The 17,308-nt window shown below is 66.7% G+C and carries 14 protein-coding genes; 6 read left to right on the plus strand and 8 right to left on the minus strand.

Annotated features, from left to right (window positions below; all coding sequences use genetic code 11):
- Positions 1-185: 185 nt before the first annotated feature.
- From RTX79_RS08640 to sucC, 3 genes are all read right to left on the minus strand, one after another.
- A complete protein-coding gene (locus RTX79_RS08640) occupies positions 186-1,820 on the minus strand; it encodes an NAD+ synthase (RefSeq protein WP_312683215.1) in 1,635 nt (544 codons plus the stop codon).
- 123 nt (positions 1,821-1,943) lie between these two features.
- Positions 1,944-2,819: a succinate--CoA ligase subunit alpha gene (gene sucD, locus RTX79_RS08645; protein ID WP_309687519.1), complete on the minus strand. Its 876-nt coding sequence runs from the start codon at positions 2,817-2,819 to the stop codon at positions 1,944-1,946.
- A 21-nt stretch (positions 2,820-2,840) separates the two neighbouring features.
- Positions 2,841-4,010, minus strand: a complete 1,170-nt coding sequence (sucC, locus tag RTX79_RS08650) for an ADP-forming succinate--CoA ligase subunit beta (protein WP_312683216.1) — start codon at positions 4,008-4,010, stop codon at positions 2,841-2,843.
- 296 nt (positions 4,011-4,306) lie between these two features.
- On the opposite strand from sucC, the gene RTX79_RS08655 reads away from it, so the two are divergent.
- Both RTX79_RS08655 and RTX79_RS08660 read left to right on the plus strand, forming a co-directional pair.
- Entirely contained in the window at positions 4,307-5,923 is a 1,617-nt protein-coding gene (locus tag RTX79_RS08655) for a sensor histidine kinase (protein ID WP_083491858.1), read from the plus strand.
- A 60-nt stretch (positions 5,924-5,983) separates the two neighbouring features.
- Complete coding sequence (locus tag RTX79_RS08660) at positions 5,984-7,363, plus strand: sigma-54-dependent transcriptional regulator (protein ID WP_312683218.1); 1,380 nt, start codon at positions 5,984-5,986, stop codon at positions 7,361-7,363.
- A 180-nt stretch (positions 7,364-7,543) separates the two neighbouring features.
- Here the strand turns inward: RTX79_RS08660 and RTX79_RS08665 are convergent, their stop codons facing one another.
- Together RTX79_RS08665 and RTX79_RS08670 are read right to left on the minus strand one after the other, a co-directional pair.
- Positions 7,544-8,689 carry a PilT/PilU family type 4a pilus ATPase gene (locus tag RTX79_RS08665; RefSeq protein ID WP_080335115.1) on the minus strand — a complete coding sequence of 382 codons (1,146 nt, stop codon included), beginning with the start codon at positions 8,687-8,689 and terminating at the stop codon, positions 7,544-7,546.
- Between the two features lie 87 nt (positions 8,690-8,776).
- Complete coding sequence (locus RTX79_RS08670) at positions 8,777-9,814, minus strand: type IV pilus twitching motility protein PilT (RefSeq protein WP_042613426.1); 1,038 nt, start codon at positions 9,812-9,814, stop codon at positions 8,777-8,779.
- 87 nt (positions 9,815-9,901) lie between these two features.
- Here RTX79_RS08670 and RTX79_RS08675 point away from each other — a divergent pair, with 87 nt between their 5' ends.
- From RTX79_RS08675 to RTX79_RS08685, 3 genes are all read left to right on the plus strand, one after another.
- The gene (locus RTX79_RS08675; protein ID WP_428695981.1) at positions 9,902-10,579 is read left to right on the plus strand and encodes a YggS family pyridoxal phosphate-dependent enzyme; all 678 of its coding nucleotides are present in this window, start codon (positions 9,902-9,904) and stop codon (positions 10,577-10,579) included.
- Between the two features lie 18 nt (positions 10,580-10,597).
- Complete coding sequence (gene proC / locus RTX79_RS08680; protein ID WP_312683221.1) at positions 10,598-11,419, plus strand: pyrroline-5-carboxylate reductase; 822 nt, start codon at positions 10,598-10,600, stop codon at positions 11,417-11,419.
- A gap of 154 nt (positions 11,420-11,573) precedes the next feature.
- Positions 11,574-12,176 carry a short chain dehydrogenase gene (locus RTX79_RS08685; protein WP_312683222.1) on the plus strand — a complete coding sequence of 201 codons (603 nt, stop codon included), beginning with the start codon at positions 11,574-11,576 and terminating at the stop codon, positions 12,174-12,176.
- Between the two features lie 37 nt (positions 12,177-12,213).
- On the opposite strand, the gene soxR is transcribed toward RTX79_RS08685, so the two are convergent.
- The gene (gene soxR, locus RTX79_RS08690; RefSeq protein WP_057506910.1) at positions 12,214-12,648 is read right to left on the minus strand and encodes a redox-sensitive transcriptional activator SoxR; all 435 of its coding nucleotides are present in this window, start codon (positions 12,646-12,648) and stop codon (positions 12,214-12,216) included.
- A gap of 66 nt (positions 12,649-12,714) precedes the next feature.
- On the opposite strand from soxR, the gene RTX79_RS08695 reads away from it, so the two are divergent.
- Positions 12,715-14,073 carry an MFS transporter gene (locus tag RTX79_RS08695; RefSeq protein WP_312683223.1) on the plus strand — a complete coding sequence of 453 codons (1,359 nt, stop codon included), beginning with the start codon at positions 12,715-12,717 and terminating at the stop codon, positions 14,071-14,073.
- Between the two features lie 164 nt (positions 14,074-14,237).
- Here the strand turns inward: RTX79_RS08695 and RTX79_RS08700 are convergent, their stop codons facing one another.
- Positions 14,238-16,220 carry an esterase/lipase family protein gene (locus RTX79_RS08700; RefSeq protein ID WP_312683413.1) on the minus strand — a complete coding sequence of 661 codons (1,983 nt, stop codon included), beginning with the start codon at positions 16,218-16,220 and terminating at the stop codon, positions 14,238-14,240.
- Positions 16,220-17,197, minus strand: coding sequence for a DUF4105 domain-containing protein (locus RTX79_RS08705; RefSeq protein ID WP_312683225.1), 978 nt, complete (start codon positions 17,195-17,197; stop codon positions 16,220-16,222). The genes RTX79_RS08700 and RTX79_RS08705 overlap by 1 nt, the downstream gene beginning before the upstream one ends.
- Positions 17,198-17,308 lie beyond the last annotated feature (111 nt).

Consider the following 17,308-nt stretch of genomic DNA (forward strand, 5'->3'; position numbering starts at 1 on the left):
TGCGGCGCTCTGCTTTTGGTTGGGAGCCCCATGTTCACAACGTCACTGCAGCCCGCATCCAGATTGCGCTCAGATCTGGAAGAGGTCCGCGCCGATCAACGCCATGGGTTGGCCCACAGCGGATGTTCGTGACGCCGATGAGCGACCGGGCACCTGCATGTCCTATGGAGTTGCCCTGGCCCCCATCAGCCCTGGTAGCCATTACTGATCGGGTAGCGCCGCTCACGCCCGAACGCGCGGCGGGACACCTTCGGTCCCGGCGCGGCCTGGTGGCGCTTCCATTCGCTGATGCGCACCAGCCGCAGCACGCGGTCCACCACCTCGGGGGCATAGCCGGCCGCGACGATCTCCTCGCGCGACTGCTCCTGGTCGACGAAGCGGTACAGGATGCCGTCCAGCACGTCATAGGCCGGCAGCGAATCCTGGTCGGTCTGGTTTTCGCGCAGTTCCGCCGACGGCGGCCGACTGATCACCGCCGGCGGAATGACCGGCGCGCCGCCCACGGTGTTGCGCCACTTCGCCAGCCCGAACACCTCGGTCTTGTACAGATCCTTCAGCGGTGCATAGCCGCCGCACATGTCACCGTAGATGGTCGCGTAACCGACGGCGTACTCGCTCTTGTTGCCGGTGGTCAGCAGCAGGCCACCGAATTTGTTGGCCAGCGCCATCAGGATCACGCCACGGCTGCGACTCTGCAGGTTCTCTTCGGTGATGTCCGGCGTAGTGCCTTCGAACATCGGCCCCAGTGCTTCCATCAGGCCCTTGAACGCCGGCTCGATGTTCACTTCCTCCAGCTTCACCCCGAGTGCCTGGCACTGTTCGCTGGCCAGGTCGTTGGACAGCCCGGCGGTGTAGCGCGACGGCAGGCGCACCGCCGTGACATTCTCCGCGCCGAGGGCATCGACCGCCATCGCCAGCACCAGCGCCGAATCGATGCCGCCGGACAATCCCAGCCAGACCTTATTGAACCCGTTCTTGCCGCAGTAATCCTGCAGGCCGCGGGTGACCGCGCGCCAGGCCAGCGCGTCCATGCTCTCATCGCCGTCGTCCATCCACAGCAGCGGCATGAAGCGGCGCGCCTCACTTTCATACTCCACCACCAGCCACTGTTCGGCGAACGCCGCCGCCGCCGGGTGTACGGTGCCATCGCCGTCGGCCACCACCGACGCGCCGTCGAAGACCAGCGCGTCCTGGCCGCCGACCACGTTGAGGTAGGCAATCGCCGCGCCGGTCTCGCGCGTGCGCGCGGCCAGCACCGCATCACGCTGGGCGTGCTTGCCGCGCTCGTACGGCGATGCGTTGGGAACCACCACCAGCTGCGCGCCACTGCGCACGGTGTCGGCCAGCGGCTCGGCGAACCACAGGTCTTCGCAGATCAGCACGCCTACCGGCACGCCGTTGACCTCGAACACGCAGCTCGGGCCGTCCGGGTCGATATCGAAATAACGCCGCTCGTCGAACACCGCATAGTTGGGCAGCTCGCGCTTGCGGTAGGTCTTTTCCACGATGCCATCGCGCAGCACGCTGGCCGCGTTGTAGACCACCGCACCGGCCGGCTCGGGCCAGCCGACCACCGCCGTGATACCGGTGCAGGCCTGGGCGATGCGCTGCATTGCCTGCTCACAGTGCTGCAGGAACCCCGGACGCAGCAGCAGGTCTTCCGGCGGGTAGCCACTGATGGCCAGTTCCGGGAACACCACCAGGTCGGCACCGTGGTCATCGCGCGCCTGCTCGATCATCTCGATGATCCGGTCGGTGTTGGCGGCGACCGCGCCGACCGGGAAATCAAACTGCGCCATCGCGATGCGGATCGAAGCCATTAGAGGTTCCAGCCTGTGGTTGCCATGCCGCCATTGTAGCGCCGCGCCCAAACGCAGAAAGCCGCCCGAAGGCGGCTTTCCGTTACTTCTTTACAGACACGTAGCCGCTGCGCGGCTGCGGTGTTACTTCACCAGCTTGGCGATGGCAGCGCCCAGGTCGCCCGGCGAACGCACGGTGACGACACCGGCCGCTTCCATGGCGGCGAACTTGCCTTCCGCGGTGCCCTTGCCGCCCGATGCGATCGCACCGGCGTGGCCCATGCGCTTGCCGGCCGGAGCCGATGCGCCGGCGATGAAGCCGACGACCGGCTTCTTCACGAACTGCTTGATGTACTCGGCACCGGCTTCTTCCGCGTCGCCGCCGATTTCACCGACCATGATGATGCCTTCGGTCTGCGGATCTTCGTTGAACAGCTTCAGGCAGTCGACGAAGTTCAGGCCGTTGATCGGGTCACCACCGATGCCGATGCAGGTCGACTGGCCCAGGCCCACTTCGGTGGTCTGCTTGACCGCTTCATAGGTCAGCGTGCCCGAACGGGACACGATGCCGATCTTGCCCGGCTTGTGGATGTGGCCCGGCATGATGCCGATCTTGCACTCACCCGGAGTGATGACGCCCGGGCAGTTCGGCCCGATCAGCACGGTGTCCGCATGGGCGCGGGTCAGCACGTTCTTGACGCGCAGCATGTCCAGCACCGGGATGCCTTCGGTGATGCACACGATGACCTTGATGCCGGCAGCAGCGGCTTCCAGGATCGCATCAGCCGCGTACGGCGGCGGCACGTAGATCACCGACGCATTGGCGCCGGTGGCCTGCACGGCATCGGCCACGGTGTTGAACACCGGCAGGTCGATGTGGGTGGTGCCGCCCTTGCCGGGGGTCACGCCGCCGACGACCTGGGTGCCGTACTCGATCATCTGAGTGGCGTGGAAGGTGCCCTGCTGGCCGGTGAAGCCCTGCACGATCACCTTGGTGTTCTTGTTGATCAAAACTGACATTGGATTTCCTTCGGTGTCGGATCAGGCGGCGTTCTTGACAGCTTCAACGACCTTCTTGGCGCCGTCGTTGATGTTGTCAGCCGGGATGATGGCCATGCCGCTGTCACGCAGCAGCTGCTTGCCTTCTTCCACGTTGGTGCCTTCCAGGCGCACCACGACCGGAACCTTGACGCCCACTTCCTTGACCGCGGCGATGATGCCTTCGGCGATCATGTCGCAGCGGACGATGCCGCCGAAGATGTTGACGAAGATGCCTTCGACCTTGTCCGAGGACAGGATCAGCTTGAACGCTTCGATGACGCGCTGCTTGTTCGCACCGCCGCCCACGTCCAGGAAGTTCGCCGGCTCGCCGCCGTTGAGCTTGATCACGTCCATGGTGGCCATGGCCAGGCCTGCGCCGTTGACCATGCAGCCGATGTTGCCGTCCATGGTGACGTAGTTGATGTCCAGCTCCGAAGCGGTCACTTCGGTTTCGTCTTCCTGGGTCTTGTCGCGCATGGCGACCAGCGCCTTCTGGCGGAACGCGGCGTTGTCGTCGCTGTCGAACTTGCCGTCCAGCGCGTACAGGTTGCCGTCGTCCAGGATCGCCAGCGGGTTGATTTCAACCAGCGCCAGGTCCTTTTCGTTGAAGAGCTTGTACAGGTTCACCATGATGCTGGCGAACTGGCCGGCCTGCTTGGCGGTCAGGCCGAGCTTGAAGCCGAAATCACGGCCGTGGTAACCCTGCACGCCTTCGACGAAGTCGACGTTCAGCGAGTGGATCAGCTCCGGGGTTTCAGCCGCGACCTGCTCGATTTCCACGCCGCCTTCCGAAGAAGCGATGTAGGTGATGGTCTTGGTGCCGCGGTCGACCAGGACCGACAGGTACAGTTCCTTGACGATCTCACCGGCGGTGGTCACCAGCACCAGGTTGACCGGCAGCTCGACGCCGGCGGTCTGGTAGGTGGCCATCTTGGTGCCGAGCATCTTGGCCGCAGCGGCCTTCACGTCGTCGGTGGTCTTGCAGAACTTGACGCCGCCTGCCTTGCCGCGACCGCCAGCATGGATCTGCGCCTTGACCATCCAGGGGCCCTGGCCCAGCGAGATCGCTGCTGCGACTGCTTCGTCCGGGGTAGCCGCGACCTTGCCGGCCGGGACGGGAATGCCGTACTCGGCAAGCAGCTGTTTTGACTGGTATTCGTGGAAATTCATGCGTCACCGTGGGAATAGGAACGACCGCACGCATCTCCTCCAAGGCTCCCTCACGGGCACCGGCACGGACCGCGGCGGGCCCGCTATTGTGGCTGACCCCGGCGCGTGGCGCAAAGACAGCGGGATGACACACGGCGCGGCGCCGGATTTTTCTGGTTTTTCAGTTATTTGTGGCTGCCCCCCGGGATCGGCCGGCGCGCCTGGCGCGGGATGGCGCGCAGCCGGCGCGCGGCAACCGGCCGGCCGGGACCCCATCCATGCCTATACTGCACGCAAGCCAGAAGGGGAGTTTTGGCGTGGCACCGACCGCATCACTGATCGACCGCATCGAGTCCATTCCTCGACGCGAACTGTATTTCTTTGCCCTGTACCGGCTGCTGATCGCCACCGCGATCGCCGGGCTGATGTTCAGCCCGATGGCCGACCTGCTGGGGCAGGCGAACCACCCCGAGCTGGCCACTTACGTGTCCGGCGGCTACTGGCTGTTCTCGGTGTTGATGCTGCTGCTGGGGCGCAGCGAGCGCTGGCTGCAGCAGTTCGTGCTGGTCGGCGTCAGCCTGGACATCGTCGTCGCTTCGCTGCTGGCCCATGCCCTGCCCGGGGCCAGCGCCGGCATCTCGATGTCGCTGCTGTTCAACATCGCCGCCGCCGCGACCATGCTGCCGTTCCCGATGGCGCTGGGGCTGGCGGTGGGCGCCAGCGTCGCCACCGTGGCCGAGTATCTGTGGAAGCTGCTGGAAGGTGGTGCCCCTACCCGTACGCTGGCCGAACTGGCGATGTTCACCACCAGCTACCTGGCGCTGGCCTTCATCAGCTCGCAGGTCGCCAACCGCGCCCGCCACAGCCAGCAGCTGGCCAACCAGCGCGGCGACGAAGTGGCCAACCTGTACCAGATCAACGAACTGATCATCCGCCGCATGCGCACCGGGGTGATGGTGGTGGACGGCCAGAACCGCATCACCCTGGTCAACGAAGCCGCATCGGCGCTGCTCGGCGACCACGACGTCGGCAGCGGCGGTGAGCGGCCGGGCCTGACCCGCACAGCACCGGAACTGGCGCGCCGGCTGCATCGCTGGCGTACCGGCGGCAACCAGGAAGAGACGCCGCTGATGCTGTCCCCGGACCAGCCCGAAGTGCAGCCGCGATTCGCCCGCCTGTGGGCCGGCAGTGACCTCACCCTGGTGTTCCTGGATGACTCCAGCGTGGTGTCCAAGCGGGCCGAATCACTGACGCTGTCCGCGCTCGGCCGTTTCTCGGCCAGCCTGGCGCATGAAATCCGCAATCCGCTGGCGGCGATCAATTACGCGGTGCAGCTGCTGGAAGAAGAAGACGGCAACTTCAGCGAAGGCGACCGTCGCCTGCTGCAGATCATCCACCAGCAGTGCCAGCGCACCAACGGCATCGTGGAAAGCGTGCTGGGCCTGGCCCGCCGAGAACGCGCCAACCCGGAAAACGTGGACCTGGTCGCGCTGGTCCGCCGCTTCGTGCTGGAGTACAAACAGGGCCTGTCGCTGGAAACGGACAGCGTGGAATCGATCATCTCGGAAACCTCGGTCGCCGCCATGGTCGATCCGCGTCATCTGCACCAGGTGCTGACCGCGCTGGTCCACAACGCACTGAAGTATGGCCGCATCGGCGAACAGCCGGCGCGCGTACGCTTGCGTCTGGGGCGGCTGGAAGGCAGCCCGGTGATCGATGTGATGGACCGCGGCCCCGGTATTCCCGACGCCGTCGCCGCGCAGTTGTTCAATCCCTTCTTCACCACGTCCGAGCATGGCACCGGGCTCGGCCTGTACATCGCCCGCGAACTGTGTCGTGCCAACCAGTCGCGGCTGGAATACGTGCCCGTGCCCGCGGGCGGCGCCTGTTTCCGCATCATCCTGCCCGCCCCGCACACCTTTTCGTCAGGATGACGGCCCCCGCCGTGCGTCAATGATTTGTCGGCATCGCCCCCCTCCGCTATCTTCTTCCCCATGAACGAAACCCGTAGCGCACTGGTCGTCGACGACGAGCGCGACATCCGCGAACTGCTGGTGCTGACCCTGGGCCGGATGGGCCTGCGCATCAACACCGCCGCCAATCTCGCCGAAGCACGCGAGCTGCTGGCCAGCAATCCGTACGACCTGTGCATCACCGACATGCGGCTGCCCGATGGCAACGGCATCGAACTGGTCACCGAAATCGCGCAGCACTACCCCCGTACGCCGGTCGCGATGATCACCGCCTTCGGCAGCATGGACCTGGCCGTGGAAGCACTGAAGGCCGGCGCGTTCGATTTCGTCAGCAAGCCGGTGGACATCGCAGTGCTGCGCGGCCTGGTCAAGCACGCACTGGAACTCAACAACACCGAACGCCCGCCGGTGGCCGCCCCGGCCGAACAGCAAGGACGCCTGCTCGGCGGCTCACCGGCAATGGACACCCTGCGCAGCACCTTGAGCAAGGTCGCGCGCAGCCAGGCACCGGTCTACATCCTGGGCGAATCCGGGGTGGGCAAGGAACTGGTCGCGCGCACCATCCACGAACAGGGCGCGCGCGCGGCCGGTCCGTTCATCCCGGTCAACTGCGGTGCCATTCCATCGGAGCTGATGGAAAGCGAGTTCTTCGGCCACAAGAAGGGCAGCTTCACCGGCGCCCACGCCGACAAACCCGGCCTGTTCCAGGCAGCACACGGCGGCACCCTGTTCCTGGATGAAGTGGCCGAACTGCCGCTGCAGATGCAGGTCAAGCTGCTGCGTGCCATCCAGGAAAAGTCGGTGCGCCCGGTCGGCGCGTCAGCGGAAATCGCGGTGGACGTACGCATCCTGTCGGCCACCCACAAGGACCTGTCCGAGCTGGTTGACGAAGGCCGCTTCCGGCATGACCTTTACTACCGCATCAACGTGATCGAACTGCGCGTGCCGCCGCTGCGCGAGCGCCACCAGGACCTGCCCGAACTGGCCGGTGCGATCCTGGCCCGGTTGGCGCGTACCCACGGCTGTGCGGTGCCGCTGCTGGCACCGTCGGCGCTGGATGCGCTCACGGTGTACAGCTTCCCCGGCAACGTGCGCGAACTGGAAAACATCCTGGAGCGCGCACTGGCGCTGGCCGAGGGAGACACCATCGGCGCGGCCGACCTGCGCCTGCCACAGCCGAATGGCCGTTCCGGTGGCAGCGCCGCCGCGCCGCCGGTGGAAGCGGTGGTCGACCTGCCGGCCGGCAATGCCGCCCTGCCCTCGTACATCGAACAGATGGAGCGCACCGCGATCCAGCGCGCGCTGGAAGAAAACCGCTGGAACAAGACCCGGACCGCCGCGCAGCTGGGCATCACCTTCCGCGCGCTGCGCTACAAGCTGAAGAAGCTCGGCATGGAATGAGGGTAGTGACGACCGCTGGTCGTCAGCCATGCGAAATGACGGCCAGCGGCCGTCACTACCCGAATTCCGACGCCCTGGTAGCGCCGAGCCACGCTCGGCGAGCGCGCAGCGCGGCATCTCGGTTGACGGCCAGCGGCCGTCACTACCCGAATTCCGCCGCTCTGGTGGCGCGCGGCGGGCTCAGCGGACTTCGGAAATTTCCACGCCGTCCAGGCCCTGTGCCAGCGTGCGGGCGTCGCCGCCCTGGCTCAGCTTGATCTTCAGGCGCACTTCGTTCTGCGAATCCGCATAGCGCAGCGCATCTTCGTAGCTGATTTCGCCGGCCTGGTACAGCTCGAACAGGCTCTGGTCGAAGGTCTTCATGCCCAGCTGGGTAGACTCCTTCATCACTTCCTTGAGCTTGTGGATCTCACCTTCGCGGATGTAATCCTGCACCAGCGGGGTACCGAGCATGATTTCCATCGCCACCTTGCGCGAACGGCCGTCCGGCGAAGGAATCAGCTGCTGCGCGACCACGCCCTTGATGTTCAGCGACAGATCCATCAGCAGCTGGTTGCGACGGTCTTCCGGGAAGAAGTTGATGATGCGGTCCATCGCCTGGTTGGCGTTGTTCGCGTGCAGCGTGCACAGCACCAGGTGACCGGTTTCGGCGAAAGCGATGGCATGGTCCATGCCTTCGCGGGTACGCACCTCGCCGATCATGATCACGTCCGGCGCCTGGCGCAGGGTGTTCTTCAGCGCCGCTTCCCAGCTGTCGGTATCGATGCCGACTTCGCGCTGGGTGATGATGCAGCCCTCGTGGCGGTGCACGAACTCGATCGGATCTTCGATGGTGATGATGTGGCCGGTCGAGTTGTGGTTGCGGTAGCCGATCATCGCCGCGAGCGAGGTCGACTTGCCGGTACCGGTCGCGCCGACGAACAGGATGATGCCGCGCTTGGTCATCGCCAGCGTCTTGATGATCGGCGGCAGCGCCAGCTCATCCACGGTGGGAATGCGCGTTTCGATCCGGCGCAGCACCATGCCCACCTGGTTGCGCTGGTAGAAGCAGCTGACACGGAAGCGACCGACCCCGGACAGGCCGATGGCGAAGTTGCACTCGTGGGTCTTTTCGAATTCCTCGCGCTGCGCCGGCGTCATCACGTTCAGCACCAGGTCGCGGCTCTGCTGCGGCGTCAGCGGGGTCTGGGTGATCGGCGAGATCTTGCCGTTGACCTTGATCGCCGGCGGCATGCCCGCGGTGATGAACAGGTCCGAGGCGCGCTGGTGCGCCATCAGCTTGAGGAAAGAAGTGAAATCGATGGTATTGGTGGCGGCACTGTTCACGGCAGACTCCAGGAAACGGGACGGGGGCTCGGCACGGCGGCCCGCGGTGCGCGCCGAGCCGACGCGCGCCGCCCGCCGTCGCCTGCCTTACTCGAACAGGCGCTTGTCCTTGGCGTACTCTTTGGCCTGGTTGCGCGTGATCAGGCTGCGCTTGACCAGGTCCTGCAGGTGCTGGTCCAGAGTCATCATGCCGTGCTGCTGGCCGGTCTGGATGGCCGAATACATCTGCGCCACCTTGTCCTCGCGGATCAGGTTGCGGATGGCCGGGGTGCCGACCATGATTTCCCACGCTGCAGTACGACCGCCGCCCACTTTCTTCAACAGGGCCTGCGAAATCACCGCGCGCAGCGACTCGGACAGCATCGAGCGCACCATCGGCTTTTCGCCGGCCGGGAACACGTCGATGATGCGGTCGATGGTCTTGGCCGCCGAACTGGTATGCAGCGTGCCGAATACCAGGTGGCCGGTTTCCGCCGCGGTCAGGGCCAGGCGGATGGTTTCCAGGTCGCGAAGTTCGCCGACCAGGATGATGTCCGGATCTTCACGCAGGGCCGAACGCAGCGCTTCGTTGAAGCCGTGGGTATCACGGTGCACTTCGCGCTGGTTGATCAGGCACTTCTGCGAGGTATGAACGAACTCGATCGGGTCCTCGACGGTGAGGATGTGCCCGTACTCGTTCTTGTTGATGTAATCGATCATCGCCGCCAGCGTGGTCGACTTGCCCGAACCGGTCGGACCGGTCACCAGGATCAGGCCCTGCGGCTGCTGGATCACCTCGCGGAACAGCGGCGGGCAGGCCAGGTCCTCCAGGGTCAGCACTTCGGACGGAATGGTACGGAACACCGCACCGGCGCCACGGTTCTGGTTGAAGGCGTTGACACGGAAGCGCGCGAGCGACGGAATCTCGAACGAGAAATCGACCTCGAGGAACTCTTCGTAATCGCGACGCTGCTTGTCCGACATGATGTCGTAGACAAGCGCATGCACCTGCTTGTGGTCCAGCGCCGGGATGTTGATGCGACGGACGTCGCCATCCACGCGGATCATCGGCGGCAGGCCTGCGGACAGGTGCAGGTCGGATGCTTTGTTTTTTACGGAAAACGCCAACAGCTCGGCGATATCCATGAGCGGCTACTCCCCAATAACGGCTTCGACTGGAAGGATCTTTCCCCGGGCGTCAGTATAGCGTCCTGTCAGACCGGAACGCGTCACGTGCAAAGTCCCCTGCCCGGAATACTGAGCAACCTGCAGAACGCGGCACTGGCCGCCGGGCGGCCAGTGCCCACCCTGCTGGCCGTGTCCAAGACCCAGCCGGCCGCGGCGATTGCCGCGTTGGCCGCCGAAGGCCAGCGCGCCTTCGGCGAGAATTACGTACAGGAGGCCCTGGCCAAGATCGAGGCGCTGCAAGGCCTTGGGCTGGAATGGCACCTGATCGGCCACCTGCAGTCGAACAAGGCCGAGCCGGTCGCACGGCATTTCCAGTGGGTGCAGAGCGTGGACCGGCCCAAGCTGGTGGCCGCCCTGGCACGCCATCGGCCGGCTGACCTGCCGCCCTTGAACGTGCTGATCCAGGTCAACATCGACGACGAAAGCAGCAAGCATGGCTGCCAGCCCGCGCAGATCGATGCGCTGGCGGCCGCCATCGCCGCCGAGCCCACCCTGCAACTGCGCGGGCTGATGGCCATCCCCGCGCCGTGGCCCGACCCCGCGCGGCGCCACGCCGCCTTCGCCCGCATGCACGCGCTGCAGCAGGCGCTGCACGGCCGGTATCCGCAGGCCGACACGCTGTCGATGGGCATGAGCAGCGACTACGCCGAGGCCGTCGCCGACGGTGCCACCCTGGTCCGCATCGGCACCGCGCTGTTCGGCGCGCGCGTCCGTCCGGCTTGAACTGAAAGGAGCATCCGCATGACCGATTCCTCCATCGCCTTCATCGGCGGCGGCAACATGGCCCGCAGCCTGATCGCCGGGCTGGTTCGCCAGGGCACCCCGGCAGCCGCCATCCATGTCGCTGAACCCGTGGCGGCGCTGCGCGATGCTCTTGCCGCCGATTTCGGCGTCACCCCGCACGCCACCGCCAGCGAGGCCGCTGCCCAGGCCAGCACCTGGCTGCTGGCGGTGAAGCCGCAGGTGCTGCGTGAGGTATGTGCCACGCTGCAGCCCTTGGCGACTGCAAAGCGCCCCCTGCTGGTCTCCATCGCCGCCGGCATCACCAGCGCCCAACTGGACCGCTGGCTGGGCGGCAACATCGCCGTGGTGCGTGCGATGCCCAATACCCCTGCCCTGCTGGGCGCGGGCGTTACCGGCCTGTATGCCACCGCCCAGGTCACCGCTGCACAGCGCGCGCAGGCAGACCGGGTGCTGTCCAGCGCCGGCCGCACCGTATGGGTGGACGATGAAGCGCTGATGGATTCGGTCACTGCCGTATCCGGCAGCGGCCCGGCCTATGTCTTCCTGCTGGCCGAGGCGATGGAGGCGGCCGGCATCGCGCAGGGGTTGCCGCCCGAGGCGGCGCGCACGCTGGTGCAGCAGACCCTGCTGGGGGCCTCACGCATGCTGGATGAAGCCGGCGAAGCGCCGGCCGAGCTGCGCCGCCGGGTGACCTCGCCGGGCGGCACCACGCAGGCGGCGATCGAAGCGTTCCAGGCCGGCGGCTTCGAGTCCCTGGTCGCGAAGGCCCTTGCCGCCGCCCAGGCACGCGGCCGCGAACTGTCCGCCGCCAACGATTGACCCGCCACGGTAGTGACGGCCGCTGGCCGTCATGCTGTTGCTGCGCGCCCGCCGAGCATCGCTCGGCGCTGCAGATCCGCCGCCTCTCGCTTACGCCCCTTACCGAAACTTCAAGCCGGTAGCAGACTGGGCGTGTCCCAACCGGAGAAGCAGCATGAAGATCCTGATTGTCGGCGCGTCCGGCACCCTCGGCCAGGCCGTCGCCGCCCACCTGGGCCAGCAGCATGAAATCCTCGGCGCGGGCCGCCACAATGGTCAGTACCAGGTCGACCTCACCGACGACCACAGCGTGCAGGCGTTGTTCGAGGCCACCGGCCCGCTGGACGCGGTGATCGCAACCACCGGCCAGGTCCACTTCGGTCCCCTGCAGGACATGACCGCCGCCCAGTTCGACAGCGGCCTGCAGGACAAACTGCTCGGCCAGGTACGGCTGGCGCTGGCTGCGCAACACCACCTGCGCGCCGGCGGCTCCATCACCCTTACCAGCGGCATCATCAGCGCCCAGCCGATCCGCGACGGCAGCAACGCCACCGCCGTCAACGCGGCGCTGGAAGGCTTCGTGCGCGCTGCGGCGTTCGAACTGGCGGCGCGTGGACTGCGCATCAACATCGTCAGCCCGACCGTGCTGGAGGAATCAGCGGCCGCCTATGCGCCGTATTTCCCGGGCTTCGAGCCAGCACCCGCGCGCCGCGTCGCGCTGGCCTACCAGCGTGCGGTGGAAGGCATCCAGAGCGGGCAGACACTCACCGTGTGGTGAAACAGCGGATGCCGATCCAGGTCGGCCCGACGCCCCGCTATTCCCAGCGCTGTGGCCCGTCGCCCTGCGCAGCCAGCATGTCATCCGGGTTGGCCAGCCGGCAGCGCTTCAGCGAAAGACAGCCGCAGCCGATGCAGCCGGTCAACTGGTCACGCAGGAACTGCAGCAGCTGGATGCGCTCATCCAGCTCGGTACGCCAGCGGGCGGACATGCGTGCCCATTCGGCCTTGGTCGGCGTACGTCCTTCGGGAAGCTCGGCCAACGCCGCACCCACCGCTTCCAACGGCATGCCCACGCGTTGGGCCACGCGGATCACCGCCAGCCGCCGCAGCACCTCGCGCGGGAAGCGGCGCTGGTTGCCTGCGTTGCGCAGGCTGCGGATCAGCCCCTTGCGCTCATAGAAGTGCAGCGCGGACACCGCCACGCCGCTGCGCTTGGCCACCTCGCCTACACTAAGCTCCTGCGTCGCCATTACTTGACCTCAACCTTGGTTGAGGCGCGATGCTGCCGCCTCCGCTTCGCCAACACAAGTGCCTGCATGAACGCCCCCGCCGCCTCGATCGCTCCACCGGATGATGCTTCCATTCTTTCGCCGCGCTATCGCGCCACTACGCTCGGCATGGTCGCGCTGGTGGCACTGGTGGCGTTCGAAGCCTTGGCCGTGGCCGCAGCGATGCCCACCGTGGCGCAGGCGCTGGACGGCCTGCGCCTGTACGCACTGGCCTTCGGCGGTGCACTGGCGACCAGCGTGATCGGCATGAGCGTAGCCGGCCGCCTGTGCGACCAGCGAGGGCCGGCGCGTCCGCTGTGGTTTGGACTGGGCTTCTTCCTGGCCGGGCTGGTCGTGGCCGGACTGGCGCCGCGCATGGGCGTGCTGGTGGCCGGGCGCCTGCTGCAGGGCGTGGGCATCGGCGCGGTGTCGGTGTCGTTGTACGTGCTGGTGGCGCGCACCTTCCCCGAAGCGTTGCGGCCGAAGGTGTTCGCTGCGTTTTCCGCCGGCTGGGTGGTGCCTTCGCTGGTCGGCCCGGCGATCAGCGGGTTGATCGTGCAGTACGTCGGTTGGCGCTGGGTATTCCTGGCGGTCCCGGTGCTGGCCCTGCCGGCCGCGCTGCTGCTGGTGCCGGCCTTGCGTGCCAGCGCGCAGGATCCGCGCACGGACGTGGCGGCACGCCCGGTAGTGCGCTGGGCGATCGGCACCGCGCTTGCCGCGCTGCTGCTGTACCTGGGCGGCCAGCAGCAGGGAACCGTCGCCGTCGCACTGATGGCCGCGGCACTGGTGCTGCTCGTTGTCTGCGCCCGGCACCTGTTGCCAGCCGGGACCCTGCGCCTGGGCCGCGGCCTGCCCAGCGTGATCGCGATGCGTGGCATCGCCGCCTCGGCCTTCTTCGCCGCCGAAGCGTTCCTGCCGCTGCTGCTGCAGCGCGAGCGCGACCTGTCACCGCTGTGGGCCGGCGCCGCCCTGAGCATGGGCGCGCTGGGCTGGTTCTCCGGCTCGTGGATGCAGGGACACCAGCGCCACGGCTGGACCCGCGCACACCTGTTGCAGGCCGGTGCGTGGATGATGTGCGGCGGCCTGCTGCTGACCTCGTTGACCCTGCAGCAGGGCGTGCCGCTGTTGCTCGCCCTCGCGGGGTGGTCACTGACCGGGCTGGGCATGGGCCTGATCTACCCCAGCCTGTCGGTGCTCACCTTGTCGATGTCGGCGCCGCACGAACAGGGCGCCAACAGTTCGGCACTGCAGCTCAGCGAAGGCGTCGGCGTGGCGACCACGCTGGCGTTGTCGGGCTCGCTGTTCGCTGCCTTCATCGATGGCCGCGAGACGCTGGGCTACCTGCTCTGCTTCGCCGTGACGCTGCTGCTGGCGTTGCTGGCAACGGTCGTCGCGCGGCGGATCTGACCACAGCAGCTGCGGGTGGGTGACGCTGCAGGTGGGCGGTGCCGCTGGTGGGTGACGACCGTTGGTCGTCACCTCGCAGCTGATGGCGGCCCTGTGACGACCAACGGTCGTCACCCACCCATCGTCGCCCACCAAGCGCCTGACACCCAGCTCCGGACACCCGCTCAGGGCCGTGCGCCCACCTCGTCCACGTCCTCGCGCAGGATGCGGCGGATTTCCAGCACCGCCTGCGGGGTTTCCTGCACGCTGTGGCCGGAGATGATCACCTTCTCCGACACCGCCCCGTCCAGGTGCGCGCTCCAGTACGGCACCAGCCCGTCATCGGACTGCAGCAGCGGCACGTCCGGCTTGCGGTGGGCAATGATCGAGTGATATTTCAGCCCCGGCTGGATCGGCAATGAAGCCGCCGCCATCACGAAGGGATCGCTGGATTTGAGGTTGTCGATGCTGTTGGGCACGCGCAGCTTCTCGCTGCCACTGCGCTGCGCATCGGCCTGCTGCAGGGTGTTGAACGCATCCTCGAACGACCCCAGGATCGTCAGCGGCAGGCGCACCAGGCGCCCGATCAGGCGCCCCACCCGGTTACCGGCGATGTCCGTGCCTTTGTGCGGGGCGGCGATGAAGATCGCCCGTTCCACGTTCGGCTGCGGCTGGAACTGCAGCAACGGCCCCAGCTTGGTCTTTACCCGCTGCAGGCGCTCGCCCTTCAGGTCATAGCGCGCCATCAGGTCATTCCACAGCACATCGCCTGACGAACTGAGCATCAGGCGCCCCAGCACGCCGCCCATGCTGTGGCCGATGAACACCTGGTCCTTCGACGCACGCGATTGCCCGCCCGGATCGAAGTGCTTTAGGGTGCTGTTGAACGCACGCGAGATCTCGTAGCGGTTCAGGGCGATCGGCGCATTGGTCGGGTAATACACCTGCCACACCTGGAACTCACGGCGCAGCTCTTCTTCGCCCATGATCTCGTTGGCCACGTTCACCCAGGCCTCGGGACTGCTGCCCAGGCCGTGCAGCATGAAGATGATGCGGCGGTTCGGATCCCACGGCTGCATCAGGTAGATGTGCGGTTCCTTGATCCCTTCGGCCATGCCGAACAGGGTGCGCAGGGCCTGCGTGGCGAAGCCGCTCTGCGCAAGCCACAGCCCGTAGGCGGCGGTGAAATTGCCGGCCAGCGGTACCTGCTGGCCGTGCAGGTCCACGCGCTCTGTGGCCTCGGGCGAATAAACGTCCAGCAGCACCTGGCTGGTCTGCAGTACTTCATCCAGCGAATCGCCCTTGAAGCGCAGCAGCGCGGTGGCATTGATCGAAGACATCTCGCTGTACTGCGGCACCTCATGCCTGCGCTTGGGTGCCGCGCCATCCACCGGGGCATCGGCATCGGGCAGCGGCGTGCTCAACTTCGGCGGGTCCATCACCACCACCAGTTCCGCACCGAAACCATCGCGACGGTAGGTGCTGCGCAGGCCGACGAAACTGATCGTGGCCGCCGACACCAACCGGGTCGGGATGCTGGGCATCGACAGGCGATCGTAGTCGGAGGTGATGGTCCAGCGCTCACCGGCCACCGGGGCGTTGTAATCCTCGCCTTCCAGCGCGGAGGCGCGCGCCCGCCGGAACACCACCGATGCGGTCTGTTCGGCGGCGTAGTTGTAGTAGTCGCGCACCTGGGTCTGGCGGTCTTCAAAGGCGCGGTCGGAGGGTGCGCGCCCGCTGAAGAACAGGTACGCATAGGCGTAGCGGGCCGCTTCCAGCCAGGCATCCACCGCCGCATCGCTCATGGGTTCCTTGTCGGCGTGCTTGGGCTTGGGGCTGAGCGCCAACGCGGTCTGCACCCACAGCTCGGACAACGCCGACATGCGCTGTTCGGTGCTGATGCCATGGGTATCCAGCAGCGTCCTGCGGCATACCACCACATCCTTGCCACACTGGCTGGCGTCCAGCCCGACCACGCTCAGCGTCTCCTGCGACGCCGCGCTCAGCTTGCCGGTGGTCAGCACGTCTGACCGCTTGGTGGTCAGGTAGTCCGTGTTGGCGACCTGCTTCACCGTCACCATCGCGCAGCCACTGCCGATCAGCAGCATGGTGGCTGCCAGCAGCAGGCGCAGGCGGCGCTGCCAGTCCAGGGGGAATGCAGCGGCCATCATGGTTGGTCTTCCTGTGCGGTACCGGGAACGCCGCGGCGTATCCAGGCGGAGAAATCATTCTGCGCCTGCGGCTGCAGCGCACGCGCGGTGATCCGTGCACGTGCCTTCAGCGTGGCAAAGGAATAGCCCGGCGCCAGCGCGCCTTGGTCAAAGGCATACTCGTCCAGGTAGCCCGACGCCAGCAGGCGGTAGTCCAGCGGCAGCCCCGGCGCGATGTGGCGCGCCAGGTCGAACACGATGGTGGTGCAGTTGCTGGTCAGCGTGTTGTAGAACGCAGGTGCGGCATCCAGGCTGCGCGCCTGGTCGATGTAGCCGGCGAACAGCGTGCGCAGCTGCGCCTGGCTCAGCGCCTGCAGACGGTACAGATAGACGTCTTCGCCGCGTGCGTTGGTACGCGTGCGGATGATGTCGGTTTCCTCCGATGCCACCAGGGTCATCTCGAACTTGCGGAAGAAGCCGCCCAGCGCGGAGAACGACTCGCCACGTTCCTTGCGGATTTCCAGCGAGAACACCAGCTGGCGTCCGTCGGCGAAGCCGAACGACACCAGCGTGTGGGCGATGGCCGGGCCCATCCAGTACGACATCACCAGGTCGGCCGAGCGCAGCTGCTGCAGGTCGTATTCACGGCGTACCCAGCGCGCGTCGTAGTCCTGTTCGCTGCGCCAGGTGAAATCACGCACGTTGTCCAACACCACGTGGTGCCCATCAAAGGCGACCACGTGCAGTCGCTCGGCCACGTCATCGGCCCAGACGCGGTCCTGGCTGGGGCTCAGCGCCGTCCACCACAGGGCGGCACAGGCCATGCCCAGCACGTAGGCCGATCCCACCCGCTGGTCGGCGCGTCCGCGCGCAACGCGCAGCGCCATCCAGCCCGCAGCGAGCATCCAGGCCAGCGCCAGCAACCCTGCCAGCCATACCGGCCCGGGCATCTGGTAGAACAGCAGCCCGCCGGCCCACAGGGCGCCAAGCAGCATGATGATCGCGATCGTCCAACGTCCTGCTGCCTTCACTGTGGTGCTGTCACTTCATCCGTGGGGCGCCTAGTTAGCCACAAGCCGCGTCGGGGCGGAATGGATGCCTGTTCA

This window comes from Stenotrophomonas chelatiphaga, from assembly GCF_032054965.1.
Lineage (GTDB): Bacteria > Pseudomonadota > Gammaproteobacteria > Xanthomonadales > Xanthomonadaceae > Stenotrophomonas > Stenotrophomonas chelatiphaga.

Coding starts and splice junctions, on each gene's coding strand:
- RTX79_RS08640 (WP_312683215.1), bottom strand. CDS start 1,820: ATGGCTTCGATCCGCATCGCGATGGCGCAGTTTGATTTCCCGGTCGGC.
- sucD (WP_309687519.1), bottom strand. CDS start 2,819: ATGTCAGTTTTGATCAACAAGAACACCAAGGTGATCGTGCAGGGCTTC.
- sucC (WP_312683216.1), bottom strand. CDS start 4,010: ATGAATTTCCACGAATACCAGTCAAAACAGCTGCTTGCCGAGTACGGC.
- RTX79_RS08660 (WP_312683218.1), top strand. CDS start 5,984: ATGAACGAAACCCGTAGCGCACTGGTCGTCGACGACGAGCGCGACATC.
- RTX79_RS08670 (WP_042613426.1), bottom strand. CDS start 9,814: ATGGATATCGCCGAGCTGTTGGCGTTTTCCGTAAAAAACAAAGCATCC.
- proC (WP_312683221.1), top strand. CDS start 10,598: ATGACCGATTCCTCCATCGCCTTCATCGGCGGCGGCAACATGGCCCGC.
- RTX79_RS08685 (WP_312683222.1), top strand. CDS start 11,574: ATGAAGATCCTGATTGTCGGCGCGTCCGGCACCCTCGGCCAGGCCGTC.
- soxR (WP_057506910.1), bottom strand. CDS start 12,648: ATGGCGACGCAGGAGCTTAGTGTAGGCGAGGTGGCCAAGCGCAGCGGC.
- RTX79_RS08695 (WP_312683223.1), top strand. CDS start 12,715: ATGAACGCCCCCGCCGCCTCGATCGCTCCACCGGATGATGCTTCCATT.
- RTX79_RS08700 (WP_312683413.1), bottom strand. CDS start 16,220: ATGGCCGCTGCATTCCCCCTGGACTGGCAGCGCCGCCTGCGCCTGCTG.
- RTX79_RS08705 (WP_312683225.1), bottom strand. CDS start 17,197: ATGCTGCTTGGCGCCCTGTGGGCCGGCGGGCTGCTGTTCTACCAGATG.